Below are 15,934 nucleotides of genomic sequence, written 5' to 3' on the forward strand. Positions count from 1 at the left end.
CCCACGGTCAAGTGAATATGGCGCGCCTTAGCCGGCACGCCGCTCAACTTATACGTGACCCGAGGGCACTTCTTGTCTACATCCAAAGAGCTGTTCACAGCAAAGGCGGCCACCGGCATCGAAGGTCTTGATGACATTCTTTCCGGGGGGCTATCGCGTAGCCATCTGTTCCTGCTCGAAGGTGAGCCCGGCACCGGCAAGACCACCGTGGCCCTGCATTTTCTCCAGGCCGGGGCCAAGGCCGGGGAACGATCGCTGTATATCACCCTGTCGGAAACCGAGCGCGAGCTGCGCCAGGGTGCCCAGTCCCACGGTTGGGAGCTGGATGAACATATCCATATCTTTGAACTGACCCCACCCGAAAGCCTGCTCAATGCCGAGCATCAGCAAAGCCTGCTGTACTCCTCCGACCTGGAGCTGGGCGAGGCCACCCGGCAGATCTTCGAGGTGGTGGAACGGGTCAAGCCGACCCGCGTGGTGATCGACAGCCTCTCGGAAATCCGCCTGCTGGCGCAAAGCTCGTTGCGCTATCGCCGGCAGATCCTGGCGATCAAGCACTACTTCGTGCGCTACGACGCCACCGTGCTGCTGCTGGATGACCTGACCACCGAATCCCTGGATAAAACCGTGCACAGCGTGGCCCACGGGGTGGTCCGCCTGGAAGAACTGACCCCCAACTACGGCGCGGAACGACGCCGGGTCCGGGTGGTTAAGTACCGGGGCCAGAAGTATCGCGGCGGCTTCCACGATTTCACCATTATGCAAGACGGCGTGCATGTGTTCCCGCGTCTGGTGGCCGCCGAGCACCGCAGTGGCTACAACCGCCAGACCCTGACCAGCGGCATTCGCGAGCTGGATGCGCTGCTGGGCGGCGGTATCGAGACCGGCTCCAGCACCCTGATCCTCGGCCCTGCCGGTACCGGCAAGTCGCTGATCTCGATGATCTTCGCCGCTGCCGCAGTGGCCCGTGGCGAAAAAGCCGCTCTGTTTATTTTCGATGAAGAACTGGGCCTGTTGTTCGACCGCATGAACAACATAGGCATCGACCTGGCTGCCCTACAAGCCACCGGCAATCTGCTGATCGAGCAGGTAGACGCCGCCGAGCTGTCGCCCGGAGAATTTTCCCACCGGGTACGGCGCTGCGTGGATGAGCGCCAGATCAAGACCGTGGTTATCGACAGCATCAACGGTTATCAGGCGGCCATGCCCGAGGAAAACGCCTTGGTGCTGCACATGCACGAGCTGTTGCTGTACCTCAACCGCCGGGGCGCAGCGACCTTCATGACCGTGGCCCAGCACGGGTTGGTCGGCGACATGCAAGCGCCGGTGGATATCACCTATCTGGCCGACACCGTGATCCTGCTGCGCTACTTCGAGGCCCTGGGCAAAGTGCGACGGGCCATTTCCATCATCAAGAAACGCACCGGCAGCCATGAATCGACCATTCGCGAATACCGCATCGGCAGCCAGGGCATGACTATCGGCGAGCCCATTGAAGCCTTCCAGGGCGTGCTGCGCGGCGTCCCCACCTACATGGGTGCCGGCAACCCGCTGCTCAAGGATGAGCGCTTGTGAGCAGCCTGCCGGCCATTTCCGAGCGCGCGATCATTCTCGCGCCCTTGGGACGGGACAGCACGCTGGCGCTGATGATGCTCAACGAAGCAGGTTTCAGCGGCATTGCAGCCCCCAACCTGTTATCGCTCTGCGATGAACTGGAACAAGGCGCGGGCCTGCTGATCATCGCCGCCGAAGCGTTGCACGGAGTCGGGCTGGAGCCGCTGCTGGAGTATCTGCAACAGCAGCCAGCCTGGTCGGACCTGCCCATCGTACTGCTGACCCACCATGGTGGCACCGAACAGAACGCCTCATCGCACTTGAGTGCCAGGCTGGGCAACATCACCTTGCTGGAGCGGCCGTTTCACCCGGTGACCCTGATCAGTCTGGTGACCACCGCCCTGCGCGGGCGGCGACGACAGTACGAAGCCCGCGACCGCCTGATCGACCTGAGCCAGAGCGAACTGCGCCTGCAAAGCACCCTGGAAACCCTTGAACAACAAGTCGAAGAACGCACTGCGCAATTGCGCAGCAACGAAGAAGCCTTGCGCCAGTCACAAAAAATGGAAGCCGTCGGTCAATTGACCGGCGGCATCGCCCACGACTTCAATAACATGCTCACCGGGATTATCGGCAGCCTGGAGCTGCTGCGCCGGCGCCTGGCCCGGGGCCGCCTGGATGACCTCGACAGCCTGATCGACCTGGGTGTGACCTCGGCCAACCGCGCCGCCGGCCTGACCCACCGCCTGCTGGCGTTTTCCCGCCGCCAGTCGCTGGATTCCAAGCCGGTGGAGATCAACCAACTGGTGACCTCCATGGGCGAACTGCTGCAACGCAGCCTCAATGAAAGCATCGTGCTCGACATGCAGTTGAGCGGGCAGCTGTGGACCGCCGAAGCCGACCCCAATCAACTGGAAAGCGCCCTGCTCAATCTGGCCCTGAATGCCCGGGACGCGATGCCTGATGGTGGTCGGCTGGTGGTGGAAACCCGTAATCGCCACCTCGACAACGTGTTTACCGCCGCCTACGGCACTTTAACCCCCGGCGACTACGTGGAGCTGAGTGTCAGTGACACCGGCTGCGGCATGCCGGAAAACGTCATCAACCGAGCCTTCGACCCCTTCTTCACCACCAAGCCCATCGGCCAGGGCACCGGCCTGGGTTTGTCGATGATCTACGGCTTCGCCCGCCAGTCCCATGGCCATGTGATCCTCCACAGCGAGGTCGGCAAAGGCACCACGGTGAGCCTGTTCCTGCCGCGCTTTGTCGGTGAAGTCACCGCCGATGTCCCCCTCGACTCGACCCTGCCGCCATTCGCCAACGCCGGTGAAACCGTGCTGATCGTCGAGGATGACCCGGCGGTACGGGTGCTGGTGAGCCAGGTGCTGAGTGAGCTGGGCTATGCCTTTGTCGAAGCCGCGGATGCTGACAGTGCGCTACCGATTATCGAATCCAGCCAGCGCATTGATCTATTGATCAGTGATGTAGGGTTGCCGGGGATGAACGGTCGCCAGTTGGCAGAGATCTGCAGGCAGATTCGCCCGGACTTGAAGGTGTTGTTCATTACCGGGTATGCCGAGCATGCGGCGGTGCGCGGGGGGTTCCTGGATCCGGGCATGCAGTTGATCACCAAGCCCTTTACCTTCGACCTGCTGACGGCGAAGGTGCGGGAGATGATTGCGACGTGACACGGATGAGCACAGCGGGAGCCAGGCTCCCGCATCGCACAGCGATCAGGCAGCAGGTGCGCGTAGCACGCGGGCCTTGGTGAAGACGGCTGCATGCTGATTATCGGCAAGCCAGTGCTGGTTTTTTACTTCACGCCAACAACCGTTGGATATGCTCCTGCAACGTATCCAGATCAAACGGCTTGGCCAGGATCGGTGCATTGCGCGTAATCGGGCTATTGCAGTCGAGGATCTCCTGCGGATAACCACTGATAAAGATCACCTTCAGCTCCGGCCGCAGCTTGATCGCGGGCTCGGCAATCTGCACCCCGGAAATTCCGCCAGGCAGGCGATAGTCAGTCACCATCAAGTCCAGGTGGGGCTTGGAAGCGAGGATTTCAAAGGCCTGCTCGCCGTTGATGGCCTTCAGTACCCGGTACCCCAGGCCCGAAAGGTACTCGCCCAATACGAACATGATCGACTCGTCGTCCTCGACGATCAGTACAACATCTTGCGCATCTTCACTCATGGGAAGCCTTTGTCCGGTCAATTGCTGCTGATACGACCCTTGGGTCACGCAGAGGTTGCGTCTGGCTGACGATTGATTTCACGCCGCGCCCGCCAAAGGCAGGCACACACGGAACAATGCGCCCTCGCCTATCCGGCTCTCGACTTCAATCGTGCCGCCGTGGGCCGCAACGATCTGCTCAGAGATAAACAGCCCCAGGCCCAGCCCTGCCACCGCATGGTTGGCGGACACCCGCTCGAACTGCTGGAAAATCCGCTTCTGATTGTCTTCGCTGATGCCGATGCCGTGATCCCGTACTTCCACCCTGGCCTCGTCATGTTCGGCGTACACCCGCACCGTCACCGGGCTCTTGGCGCCGTAGCGCAGGGCATTGGTCAGCAAGTTGGAGACCACCTGCTCAATACGAAACTCATCCCACTTGCCCTCCACCGGCTGCGGCGCATCCAGTTGCACCGACGACTCGGCCGCTGCCACTTGTGGGGCAAAGTTCTCCAGCAGGTTGCGCACCAACTGCGCCAGGTCGAAATGCCCCGGGCGGATCGACAATTTGCCGGTGCGGATCCGCGAGACGTCGAGCATGTCTTCGATCAAGCGGATCAGGCTCTGGATCTGCCGCTCATCGCGGTCGACCATGGCGTGCATCTTGTCCAGGGTAAAGGCGGCCGCGTTATCCCGAGCCAGGTGCATCTTGCGCAGCTGGGTTTCCAGGATCAGGCCGTTGAGGGGCGTGCGCACCTCGTGGGCGACGATCGACATGAAGTCATCGCGCATGCGCACCGCCTGCTCCAGTTCCGCCTGGGTCGCCTGCAGGCGGTTGAGCAACAGTTCCTGCTCGCGGCGACTGTGCTCCAGGGCTTCGACCTGCAGCTTCATGGCCTTGCTCTGGCGATACAGGTCGACGAACACATTGACCTTGCTCTTGACCGCATGGATGTCCAGCGGCTTGTGCAGGAAGTCCACCGCACCGCTCTCATAGCCTTTGAAGGCGTAGTTGAGCTCACGACCGGCGGCGCTGACAAACACGATGGGAATGTTCTTGGTCTTTTCGGTGCCGCGCATCATTTCGGCCAGTTCGAAGCCATTCATGCCGGGCATCTGCACGTCGAGAATGGCCATGGCGAACTCGTGCTCCAACAGCAGCGACAAAGCTTCGTCGGCACTCAATGCCTTGTAGACATGACGGTCCTCGCGCTTGATCAGCGCTTCAAGGGCCAGCAGGTTTTCCGGCAGATCGTCGACGATCAGCAGTTTGGCCTGGATAGTACTTAGCATGAGGAGGGTTCCAGGGAAGCCAGCAAATCGCCAATGCGGCTCAAGGTGAGAATATGGTCAGGGGTATGCAGCGCCAGGGCCGCCATGGGCATTACGGCCACCCGGGCCTCCGCAGGGTCCTGGATGACGGTGGTACCGCCGAGCTGCTTGACCTGGGCCAGGCCGCGCGCGCCATCCTGGTTGGCGCCGGTCAGCAGGATCGCCAGCAGGTTCGGGCCATAGACGTCGGCGGCCGACTCGAACAGATAATCAATGGCCGGGCGGGAGTGATGCACGCGCTCTTCCTGGCTCAAGGACAGGCTGTGGTCATGCTCCACCGACAGGTGGTAGCCAGGGGTGGCAAAATACAGGGTGCCGGGCTGGATCGTTTCCTTGTCCCGGGCTTCTACTACCGGTATTGCCAGACGCCGATCAAAGACTTCTGCCAACTGGCTGCGACGTTCATCCGGCAAGTGCAGCACGGCGATGATCGGTAGGTTGAACCCGGGCGCCAAGGCCCCGAAAACACTCAGCAACGCCTCGACCCCGCCGGCGGAAGCGCCAACGACAATGGCTTGGACACCCGACACCAAGGCCGGGCTGGCAGCTGCTTCATTCATGATTTGCGGTAGATCCGTTCTTGCTTGACCAGGGGTTCGAACTGTTTGCTGTAGGCGGAGAAGTCCAGGGTTTCCTTACTGCCCAGCACCAGGAAGCCACGATGACACAGTGACTCATGAAACAATCCAAAGGCCCTATCCTGCAACTTTTTATTGAAATAAATCAGTACGTTACGACATGAAATTAATTGCGTTTCTGAGAATACGCTATCCGTCGCCAGGCTGTGGTCGGCGAACGTTACGTTCTCGCGCAGAGTCTTGTCGAAGATTGCGTAATCGTAGGCCGCCGTATAGTAATCGGCAAACGACCGCTGCCCGCCCGCCTGCTGGTAGTTGTGGGTATAGGCTCGCACACTCTCCAGGGAGAAGATCCCCTGCTTGGCCTTTTCCAGGGAGCTGGGGTTGATATCAGTGGCATAGATGATCGTGCGTTCGAGCAGCCCCTCCTCACGCAGCAGGATAGCCATGGAGTACACCTCCTCCCCCGTGCTGCAACCGGCGATCCAGATCTTGATCGACGGATAGGTCTTGAGCAGTGGCACCACTTCCTGGCGAATTGCCAGGAAGTGCGACGGATCACGAAACATCTCGCTGACCGGAATGGTCAGGAACTGCAGCAACTGCATAAAGGCCGTGGGATCGTGCAACACCCGCTCCTGCAAGGCCGAAATGGTCTTGCAGTCGAACTGGCGCAAGGCATGGGCCACACGGCGCTTGACCGAAGCCCCTGAGTAGTCGCGAAAGTCATAGCTGTACTTGAGGTAAATCGCCTCGATCAGCAAGCGCAGTTCAATATCAGTACTTCGATCCACTTAGTGTATTTCCACTTAAATGCGTTCCATCTTGGGCAACCACACCCGGATCAGCGAGAACAGGCGGTCCAGGTCAATGGGCTTGGCCAGGTAATCGTTGGAGCCCGCCGCGAGGCAGCGTTCCTGGTCGTCTTTCATCGCCTTGGCCGTCACCGCGATGATCGGCAGCTTGCGCCAGCGTGGATCCTGGCGGATCAGGGCGGTGGCTTCGTAGCCGTCCATCTCCGGCATCATCACGTCCATCAACACCAGGTCGATGTCCTCGACCTCATTGAGTCTCTCGATGGCCTCACGGCCGTTACGGCCAATGACCACAATCGCGCCCTTGTGCTCCAGGGCGCTGGTGAGGGCGAAGATGTTGCGTACATCGTCGTCCACCAGCAGCACCTTGCGCCCCTCGAAGACCTTGTCGCGACTGCGGGCGGTCTTGAGCATCTTCTGCCGCTCCTGGGACAGCTGGGATTCGACTTTGTGCAAAAAGAGTGTCACTTCATCCAGCAACCGTTCAGGTGAACGTGCGCCCTTGATGATGATCGAGCGCGAATACTTGCGCAGCTCAGCCTCTTCGTCCCGGGTCAGGTTGCGCCCGGTGTAGACGATCACCGGCGGGAACGAACAGATATCCTCGGTGGCCATGCGCTTGAGCAACTCGTTACCGAGCATGTCCGGCAGCTTGAGGTCGATGATCATGCAGTCGTAGACCGTGCTGCGCAGCAGGTCCAATGCTTCCTGGGCGAAGCCGACGGCGGTGATTTCAATGTCTTCATCGCCGATCAGGCGGGCGATGCTCTCGCGCTGCAAGTCGTCGTCTTCCACCAGCAGGATGCGTTTGACCTTCTGCGTCAGCTTGGCCTCCAGGCGTGCAAACACGTCCTTGAGCTCTTCGCGGGTGGTGGGCTTGACGGCATAGCCGATGGCGCCCATATGCATGGCGGCCTCCACGCGATCCTCCACGGAAATCACATGCACCGGGATGTGGCGGGTCTCGGCGTGCTCCTTGAGGCGTTGCAGCACGGTGAGCCCGGAGTGGTCAGGCAGGCGCATGTCCAGCAGGATCGCGTCGGGCAGGTACTGCTCGGCGAGGTTGTAGCCCTCGTCCGCACCATGGGCCACCAGGCAGTGGTAGCCCAGTTCATGGGCCAGGTCGAAGAGGATCCGCGCAAAGTTCGGCTCATCTTCCACCACCAGGATGCAACGGGTGGCGAACGGTGCCAGCTCGCGGTCGTCGGCAAAACGCGGTATCAATGCTTCGTCAGCCATCGGCAGCGGCGAAATCTTCACTGGCGCCACGGGTGCGGGAGCAACCGTCACGGCCCGCGGCTGCTCGATAGCCGGCGCGTCTTCGTCGCGCTCCACATACTGCTCCGGCAGCACCAGGGTGAAGATACTGCCCTGGCCCGGCTCACTGGTGACATTGATATAGCCGCCAAGCAAGGTGGCCAGGTCACGGGAAATCGACAGCCCCAGGCCCGTACCGCCATAACGACGGTTGGTGGTGCCATCAGCCTGGCGGAACGCCTCGAAGATGCTTTCCTGCTGGTCCAGGGCGATGCCGATCCCGGAGTCGCGCACGGTAAAGGCGATACCCTCCCCCGGCTGACGGGAAATGGTCAGGCTGACCTGGCCCTTCTCGGTGAACTTGACCGCATTGGACAGCAGGTTCTTGAGGATCTGTTCCAGACGCTGGCGGTCAGTGAACAGCATCAGTGGCGCGCCGGCCTGGACCTCCACCTGGAAACCCAGCTTGCGGTCGCTGGCCAACGGCTCGAACATCCCGCGCAAGCCCTCGGCCAGGCGCGCCACGCTGGTGTTCTCGGGGCGCATATCGAGCTTGCCGGCCTCGACCTTGGCGATATCCAGGATGTCGTTGATCAGGTTGAGCAGGTCGTTACCCGCCGAGTAGATCGACTCGGCAAACTTGACCTGTTCGGCACTGAGGTTTTCCTCGGAGTTCTCCGCCAGCAACTTGGCCAGGATCAGCGAGCTGTTGAGCGGCGTACGCAGCTCATGGGACATATTGGCCAGGAATTCGGACTTGTACTTGCTCGAGCGCTGCAACTCATCGGCGCGCTCCTCCAGCTCGACCTGCACGCGATTGAGCTCGACGTTCTTGCGGTCCATGGCGTCGCGCTGGTCGGCGAGGATCTGGGCCTGATCGGCCAACTGTTCGTTGGTCTGTTCCAGCTCGGCCTGCTGGGTTTCCAGGTGGGTCTGGGACTCCTTGAGGATGCGCGACTGCTCTTCCAGCTCCTCGTTGGCGGTCTTGAGCTCTTCCTGCTGCACTTGCAGCTCTTCATTGAGCTGCTGGGTCTCGGCCAGCACTTCCTGGAGGCGCTGGCGATAGCGCGCCGCCTCGATGGACGTGCCGATATTGCCGGCGATCAGTTCCAGCAACTCCACATCGCGCTCGTCCAGTGCGCGCAGAAAGCCCAGCTCGATCACCCCGTTGACCCGATCATCATCGCTGGTCGGCACCACCAGTACGCTGCGCGGTGCGCCATCGCCCAGGCCGGAACTGACCTTGAAGTAGTCCACCGGCACATCATCCAGGCGAATCAAGCGATGCTGCTGGGCAGCCTGGCCGACGATGCCCTCGTCGCGGTAGATCGCCTGCTCCTGCTGCTCCTGCTCACGAGAGAAGCCATACGTCGCCACGCGCTTGAGGCCACCGTGCTCCTCACGCACATACAGCGCGGCCACCACCGAGCCCATGTATTGGGCACAGAACTGCAGGATATTGCGCCCCAGCAGGTTCAGGGTCAGTTGACCAAGCACCTGTTCGGCCAGCTCGGTCTGGCCGTTGCGCAGCCAGGCCTGCTGTTCCAGGCGCTTGGCAATCTTCATCTGCGAGGCCAGGTTGGCACTGTAACTGTCTGAAAGAGCTAATAGATTCTTCCTTCCGACATAGGCCAGGAAGCCGCTCAAGCCCAACACGAACAGCAAGTAAATCGCCACGCTGAATACCGTGGTGCGGGTCACGTCCTCATTACGCTCGAGCCGGAACTGCTGCTCCATGGCAATCGCTGCGTCGTATTCCTTGCGGATCTCGTCGGTCAGACGCTTACCCCGCCCGGCCTTCACCGCGCCACGGTAGTCACCGTTTTGCCGTTGCATGTCGATCATCGTCTGGGCGTACTTGTTCCACTCCAGCTGCAATGACTCCAGGCGCTTGAGACGATCCACTTGCTGGGGGTTATCCGCGACCAACGACTGCAAATTGCGCAGATCGGAAATGATCCGCGGCTTGGCCACCTCGTAGGGGTCGAGGAAATGCTCGTCGCCAGTAATCAGGAACCCGCGCATGCCGGTTTCCTGATCCACCGTCAGTTTTGCGGTCTCATTAAGGTTATTGATCACCCGGTCCGTGTGCTCCACCCACTGGATAACCGACAACAGATAGGTGATCAGGCACACGAAAAACACCGCGCTGAGCACGCCCACACCCAACGGCAAAGCCACGTTGCGGCTCAGGAGTTTGCGGAAGCTGTTTTCATCGACTGACGAAGCGGGAGTCATGGGCGTGCCTTGGCCAAGTGCGGAAAAACCGGAAGTTTGCCCCAAAATCGACCACAAGGGCTATGTTTCTGCCGTATTTCAACGACACAGCCAGGACATCAAGCCTGATTATCGGCACAATGCCCGCCCTGTTTCGGGAACTTGCCGGGATCGACGCAACTCACTAGAGGATGGTCTTTCAACTGCTCAAGACCTGTACCTCCACTATCTGGGAACCCTCACTATGTCCGCAGCCTCCACCATCCTTGTCGTCGAAGACGACGCCATCGTGCGCATGTTGATCGTCGATGTCCTCGAAGAATTGGAGTTCAAGGTGCTTGAGGCTGCAGACGCCGAAGCGGCGCTGGCGTTCTTGGAAGACAGCGCCCATGTGATCGACCTGATGATGACCGACTGGGGCCTGCCGGGCATGAATGGCAAGGAACTGGCGGTAAAAACCCGCACATTGCGCCCAGCCCTGCCCATCCTGCTTGCCAGTGGCTATGCCGAAAACATCGAGTTGCCTGGCGGTGTGCAGATGATTGCCAAGCCGTTCTCCATTGAGCAACTGCGCGACAAAGTCAAAGGCATGCTGGTGGGCGGCTGATCGCACCCAGGTGTCCGTAGGCGGCCTTGTTGTGGCGAGGGGGCTTGCTCCCGCTGGGGCGCGAAGCGACCCTGAAACGAGACTGGGGCCAGCCCGCTCACCACAAGCCACTGTTCGCGCTCGCTATTTGGCCTTGAACTTGGAGTAGGACTGGTGCAAATCAGCCGCCCAGCCGTCTATCACCCCCTTCACGTCAGCCGCTCTCATGACCTGGCTATCGTTGTCCAGCGGCTTGCCAGTGCCTTTGCGCACAACCTGGGCAAGCACCCGCCCACTGTCACCATCGAGAAACTGCGCCTCGGTGCCCAAGGTGGTTTCCTGGTCGCGAATCCCTGTGCCGGTACTCACCGCTGCTGCCACCAGGGCCACCGGAATGAATTCATAGGGCTTGAGGCCTTCAGTCTTGCGACTGACCGCCGTGATCGCCGCCCGTACCACGATCACCCCGGGGCCCGGAGCGCTGGCCAATGGCAATGACTTGACCAGCTCACGCTTTAGCGCCTGGTTGTAGTACTCGTTGATGCTGCGCAAGGTGTCTTCGGGGATTTGCGCCGTGGCTTGGGGCTTGGGGAAAAACTGGGTCGGCTCGATATACACCGAGGTGTAGCGTTTCAGATTCAGCTTGGGATCGACCCAGCGCATCACCTCTACGCCCGATGGCGACTTGGCTTCCTTCAACTGGCTGTAGTCCGAAAGAAACCCCGAATACTCGTCCGGCTGCGGGACTTTACTCGCGCAACCGGACACCCCGAGTGAGGCAATACACAACGCACTGATCATCAGCCCTAACTTCATGGCGCAACTCCTTGGCGTTTATCGCCGAAACGTGAAGTTACAGGTATAGCCAATTCCTCAGAAATAACCTGCCTCCAGCCCCCAAGTGCGGGTTATTTCGCAGCTTCGATTTGCCCCGCAGTTGGGCGCTCCTGCTTAACCTCAGCGCCGCCGAAACAGCGGCCGCGGCTCAATCACCGAGCGGCCATAGCTCACACTCATGCCCGCCAGGCCCTTGAGCGCGTCAGCGGCCGACTTGTCCTCGCGCACGGCGAACCCATCGAAGCCACACTGGCGCATATGGCTGAGCTGGTCGCGCAGCACATCCCCCACCGCCCGCAACTCACCCTGCCAGCCCAGGCGGGTGCGCAGCAGGTAGGCCTGGCTGTAGGCTCGGCCATCGCGAAAGCTGGGGAAGTCCAGGGCAATCAGCGGCAGCACATCCAGCCACGGCTGCAGGTGTTCCACTTCATCATCCGGGCCGAGCCACACCGCGTCCTGTGGCGGGTCTGGCGCAATGCGCCGGCTCAGCCACAGGGCCAGCGGCAGAATCAGTGCACCCTCGGGCAGCGGTACTTGTGCATCGCGCACCAGGGTCCAGGGGTCATCGTGCTTGATACGCGCCACGCCCTGTTCCAGGCTCAACAGATTGTTCATGCCGGTTGTACCACGCTGCCATACACCCGCTCCTTGAACGGCTCCAGGCCGATGCGTTGCACGGTGTCGATAAAGGGCTCGTCACTCTCCCGGTAGCGGACGTAGGTGGCGATCAGGCGGGAGATCACATCCGGGATTTGTGCCGCACTGAACGATGGGCCAATCACCTTGCCCAGCGCGCTGGCCTTGCCCTGGGCACCGCCCAGGGTGATCTGGTACCACTCGCTGCCATTTTTATCGACCCCCAGGATGCCGATATTGCCGATATGGTGATGCCCACAGGCATTGATGCAGCCGGAGATATTCAGGCTGATATCGCCCAGGTCATGCAGGTAGTCGAGGTTGTCGAAGCGCTGCTGGATCGCCTGGGCGATGGGGATCGACTTGGCGTTGGCCAGGGCACAGAAATCGCCGCCCGGGCAGGCGATGATATCGGTCAGCAAGCCGACATTGGCGCTGCCCAGGCCCTGCTCGCAGGCCAGGGTCCACAAGGCATGCAACTGCGCCTTGGGCACATCCGGCAGCACGATGTTCTGTTCATGGGCGATGCGGATTTCACCGAAGCCGAACTGTTCGGCCCACTGCGCCACGGCGTCCATCTGCGCGGCACTCACGTCGCCCGGCGGCGCGGCGATCCCCGGCTTGGTGGACAGCACCACACTGCTATAGCCGGGTACTTTGTGGGGCTGCACATTGCGTGTCACCCAGCGCGCGAACGCCGGGCTGTCGGCCATGTGCGTGCCAAAGTCCAGGTCGGTATCGGGCAGGGCCTGATAGTCCGGTGGTACAAAGGCCGAGGCCACGCGCTGGTACTCATCCTCGGTTAATTGCGCCGGGCCATCGCGCAGGTGCTGCCACTCCTCCTCCACTTCCCGGGAAAACGCCTCGATACCCAGGGCCTTGACTAGGATCTTGATCCGCGCCTTGTATTTGTTATCGCGCCGACCATGGCGGTTGTACACGCGCAGGACCGCTTCGACATACGACAGCAGATGCTGCCAGGGCAAGCCATCGCGAATCTGCAAGCCGAGGATCGGCGTGCGCCCGAGGCCACCGCCCACCAGCACGCGCAACAGCATCTGGCCGTCGGCGTCCTGATATAGATAAAGGCCGATGTCATGCATCATGATCGCCGCCCGGTCCTGGCGGGCCGAGCAGATGGCGATCTTGAACTTGCGCGGCAAAAACAGGAATTCGGGGTTGATGGTCGACCATTGCCGCAGGATCTCTGCGAGCGGGCGCGGGTCCAGCAGTTCGTCGGCGGCCACCCCGGCAAAGGCTTCGGTGGTGATGTTGCGCACGCAGTTGCCCGAGGTCTGGATCGCATGCATGTCGACTTCGGCCAGGCGCTGGAGGATGTCGGGGACCTGCTGCAACTCGATCCAGTTGAACTGCATGTTCTGGCGCGTGGTGAAGTGGCCGTAGCCGCGGTCGTAATCCCGGGCAATGCTCGCCAGGGTGCGTAGCTGCTGCGCACCGAGGGTGCCGTAGGGAATCGCCACCCGCAGCATATAGGCATGCTTTTGCAGGTACAGGCCGTTTTGCAGGCGCAGCGGCAGGAATTCCTCTTCGCTCAAGTCGCCAGCGACAAACCGTTCGACCTGATCACGAAACTGCGCCACACGCTCGAAGACCAGAGCCCGGTCGTACTCATCGTACCGATACATCTCGCTACCTCATCATGGCTGACCGCGCTCGACGGCAGCGGTTTCAATGGGGGCGACTATGCACCTACAGCTCAAGACGTCACAGATTCAGCTAAAAACTAAAAAACCATATCAGCCACGGAATACCCCATGTTTTAAGGGATAGATTCTGATCCGTATTAATGTAGTTTTTCTGAGCCTGTTTTGTTTTTCATGGATTTCCTACAGTGCCCGGGACTTGAAACCGTGGAAGACTGACCATGAGCACAGCATCAACCGGGCAGGCCTATAACTATAAGGTTGTCCGTCAATTCGTCATCGCCACCGTGGTTTGGGGCGTTATCGGCATGGCCATGGGCGTTTGGATCGCCTCGCAACTGGTATGGCCGGACATGAACCTGGACCTGCCCTGGACCACGTTCGGCCGGTTAAGGCCGCTGCACACCAGCCTGGTGATTTTCGGCTTTGCCGGCAGCGCGCAATTTGCCGCCAGCTACTACGCGGTCCAACGTACCTGCCAGGTGCGCCTGTACAGCGACTGGCTCGCCGCCTTTACGTTCTGGGGTTGGCAGTCGGTGATCGTGATCATGCTGATCACCCTGCCCCTGGGCTACACCACCACCAAGGAATACGCCGAGATCGAATTCTCCGGCGCGGTGTGGATGACTGTGGTGTGGGTGGCCTACGCCATCGTGTTCTTCACCACCGTGGTACAACGCAAGACCCAGCACATCTACGTCGGCAACTGGTTTTTCGGCGCGTTTATCGTGGTGATCGCTATGCTGCACGTGGTCAACCACCTTTCCATCCCGGTGGACTGGTTCAAGTCCTACCCGGTGTATTCCGGCGCCACCGACGCCATGGTGCAGTGGTGGTACGGGCATAACGCAGTAGGGTTCTTCCTGACCACCGGGTTCCTGGGGATGATGTATTACTTCGTGCCCAAGCAAGTCGGGCGGCCGGTGTATTCCTATCGCCTGTCCATCGTGCACTTCTGGGCGCTGATCACCCTGTACATTTGGGCCGGCCCCCACCACCTGCACTACACCGCGCTGCCAGACTGGGCGCAGTCGTTGGGCATGGCCATGTCACTGATCCTGCTGGCGCCCAGCTGGGGCGGGATGATCAACGGCATGATGACCCTGTCGGGTGCCTGGCATAAGCTGCGCACCGACCCGATCCTGCGGTTTCTGGTGTTGTCGTTGGCGTTCTACGGCATGTCGACCTTTGAGGGGCCGATGATGGCGATCAAGACGGTCAACGCCCTGTCCCACTACACCGACTGGACCATCGGCCACGTCCACGCGGGTGCCTTGGGCTGGGTGGCGATGATCACCTTTGGCTCGCTGTACCACATGATCCCGAAAGTCTTCGGCCGCGAGCAGATGTACAGCGTGCCGCTGATCAACCTGCACTTCTGGCTGGCAACCATCGGCACCGTGCTGTACATCGCCTCGATGTGGGTCAATGGCATCACCCAGGGCCTGATGTGGCGGGCGGTCAACGACGACGGCACCCTCACCTACTCGTTCGTCGAGGCCTTGCAGGCCAGCCACCCGGGGTTTGTGGTGCGGTTTGCCGGTGGGGTGTTCTTCCTGGGCGGCATGCTGCTGATGGCCTACAACACCTGGCGTACCGTACGGGTGGCTGACTTGAAGGTGGCGCACAGTGATGCGCAGATCGCCTGATGTGGGAGGTTATTTTCAACCTGGCGGCGGTGATCTGCCTGTATGGCGCCGTGGAGTACTGCCTGCGCGGGCAATCGGGAACCGAGCTGGATGAGGCGAGCCTGATACCGTTTGCCGACGACCCGGAAGTGGCGCGGCGGGTGGAGCTGGCGACGGGCAAGCAGGTCAAGGCGGTGGCGCCTGAAGAGGCCAGGCCGGGCTGGGGTAATGTAGAGCTCTAAAGCTCGGTGTTGGGCTTTTTGTGGGAGCGGGCTTGTGTGGGAGCGGGCTTGCCCGCGATGGCCATAGGTGTCTACACAACTCGCTCTTTTTTGGTTATTGGGAATGAGTACATATCCGTTGCTGCGGTTACGGCTACTTAGGGTTCCGCCCTTACGGCGGCTCACTTTGGAAGAGCCCCAAAGTAAGCAAAGGGCTCTTGCCCCACCACTCGGTACCTCGCCTAGGCTCGGCATGCCCGCAGTCAGGCATTGCTCCGTGGGCCCGCCGCGATCGGCCATCCATGGCCGTGTCGCGGCTACCCCGGCATCCATGCCGGGGTGCCCACTGCGCAATACCTGCCTGCGGCCATCGTGGTTTAACGGGGCGCCTGAGATCAAGATCAAAAGCCAGATCAAAAGCAGAGCAACAGCAA

At 60.9% G+C, this 15,934-nt stretch carries 13 protein-coding genes; 5 read left to right on the plus strand and 8 right to left on the minus strand.

What is annotated here, in order from left to right; genetic code table 11:
- The first annotated feature begins 72 nt into the window (after positions 1–72).
- Entirely contained in the window at positions 73–1,575 is a 1,503-nt protein-coding gene (locus HBR94_RS23325) for an ATPase domain-containing protein (RefSeq protein WP_057440121.1), read from the plus strand.
- Positions 1,572–3,242 carry a response regulator gene (locus tag HBR94_RS23330; protein WP_170045617.1) on the plus strand — a complete coding sequence of 557 codons (1,671 nt, stop codon included), beginning with the start codon at positions 1,572–1,574 and terminating at the stop codon, positions 3,240–3,242. Before HBR94_RS23325 ends, HBR94_RS23330 begins: the two co-directional genes overlap by 4 nt.
- Positions 3,243–3,372: 130 nt before the next feature.
- On the opposite strand, the gene HBR94_RS23335 is transcribed toward HBR94_RS23330, so the two are convergent.
- The 5 genes from HBR94_RS23335 to HBR94_RS23355 form a co-directional block, all read right to left on the minus strand.
- Positions 3,373–3,750 carry a response regulator gene (locus tag HBR94_RS23335; RefSeq protein ID WP_057440084.1) on the minus strand — a complete coding sequence of 126 codons (378 nt, stop codon included), beginning with the start codon at positions 3,748–3,750 and terminating at the stop codon, positions 3,373–3,375.
- Between the two features lie 78 nt (positions 3,751–3,828).
- Positions 3,829–5,022, minus strand: a complete 1,194-nt coding sequence (locus HBR94_RS23340; protein WP_057440083.1) for a hybrid sensor histidine kinase/response regulator — start codon at positions 5,020–5,022, stop codon at positions 3,829–3,831.
- A complete protein-coding gene (locus HBR94_RS23345; protein ID WP_057440082.1) occupies positions 5,016–5,621 on the minus strand; it encodes a chemotaxis protein CheB in 606 nt (201 codons plus the stop codon). The genes HBR94_RS23340 and HBR94_RS23345 overlap by 7 nt, the downstream gene beginning before the upstream one ends.
- Entirely contained in the window at positions 5,618–6,433 is an 816-nt protein-coding gene (locus tag HBR94_RS23350) for a protein-glutamate O-methyltransferase CheR (RefSeq protein ID WP_057440081.1), read from the minus strand. Before HBR94_RS23350 ends, HBR94_RS23345 begins: the two co-directional genes overlap by 4 nt.
- 15 nt (positions 6,434–6,448) lie before the next feature.
- Positions 6,449–9,949, minus strand: a complete 3,501-nt coding sequence (locus HBR94_RS23355; RefSeq protein WP_057440080.1) for a response regulator — start codon at positions 9,947–9,949, stop codon at positions 6,449–6,451.
- Positions 9,950–10,172: 223 nt separating this feature from the next.
- On the opposite strand from HBR94_RS23355, the gene HBR94_RS23360 reads away from it, so the two are divergent.
- Positions 10,173–10,535 (plus strand): response regulator, encoded by a 363-nt coding sequence (locus tag HBR94_RS23360; RefSeq protein WP_057440079.1) that lies wholly within the window; start codon positions 10,173–10,175, stop codon positions 10,533–10,535.
- Between the two features lie 123 nt (positions 10,536–10,658).
- Here the strand turns inward: HBR94_RS23360 and HBR94_RS23365 are convergent, their stop codons facing one another.
- From HBR94_RS23365 to HBR94_RS23375, 3 genes are all read right to left on the minus strand, one after another.
- Positions 10,659–11,330 carry a DUF3313 domain-containing protein gene (locus HBR94_RS23365; RefSeq protein WP_057440078.1) on the minus strand — a complete coding sequence of 224 codons (672 nt, stop codon included), beginning with the start codon at positions 11,328–11,330 and terminating at the stop codon, positions 10,659–10,661.
- A 141-nt stretch (positions 11,331–11,471) separates the two neighbouring features.
- Positions 11,472–11,966: a DUF934 domain-containing protein gene (locus tag HBR94_RS23370; RefSeq protein WP_057440077.1), complete on the minus strand. Its 495-nt coding sequence runs from the start codon at positions 11,964–11,966 to the stop codon at positions 11,472–11,474.
- Positions 11,963–13,633: a nitrite/sulfite reductase gene (locus HBR94_RS23375; RefSeq protein ID WP_057440076.1), complete on the minus strand. Its 1,671-nt coding sequence runs from the start codon at positions 13,631–13,633 to the stop codon at positions 11,963–11,965. Before HBR94_RS23375 ends, HBR94_RS23370 begins: the two co-directional genes overlap by 4 nt.
- Before the next feature lie 239 nt (positions 13,634–13,872).
- On the opposite strand from HBR94_RS23375, the gene ccoN reads away from it, so the two are divergent.
- Both ccoN and HBR94_RS23385 read left to right on the plus strand, forming a co-directional pair.
- Entirely contained in the window at positions 13,873–15,300 is a 1,428-nt protein-coding gene (gene ccoN / locus HBR94_RS23380; RefSeq protein ID WP_170045618.1) for a cytochrome-c oxidase, cbb3-type subunit I, read from the plus strand.
- A complete protein-coding gene (locus HBR94_RS23385; protein WP_120732912.1) occupies positions 15,300–15,521 on the plus strand; it encodes a cbb3-type cytochrome c oxidase subunit 3 in 222 nt (73 codons plus the stop codon). The genes ccoN and HBR94_RS23385 overlap by 1 nt, the downstream gene beginning before the upstream one ends.
- Positions 15,522–15,934 lie beyond the last annotated feature (413 nt).

The sequence above is a fragment of the Pseudomonas sp. WS 5412 genome, assembly GCF_012985615.1.
In the GTDB taxonomy this organism is placed as follows: Bacteria; Pseudomonadota; Gammaproteobacteria; order Pseudomonadales; family Pseudomonadaceae; genus Aquipseudomonas; species Aquipseudomonas shahriarae.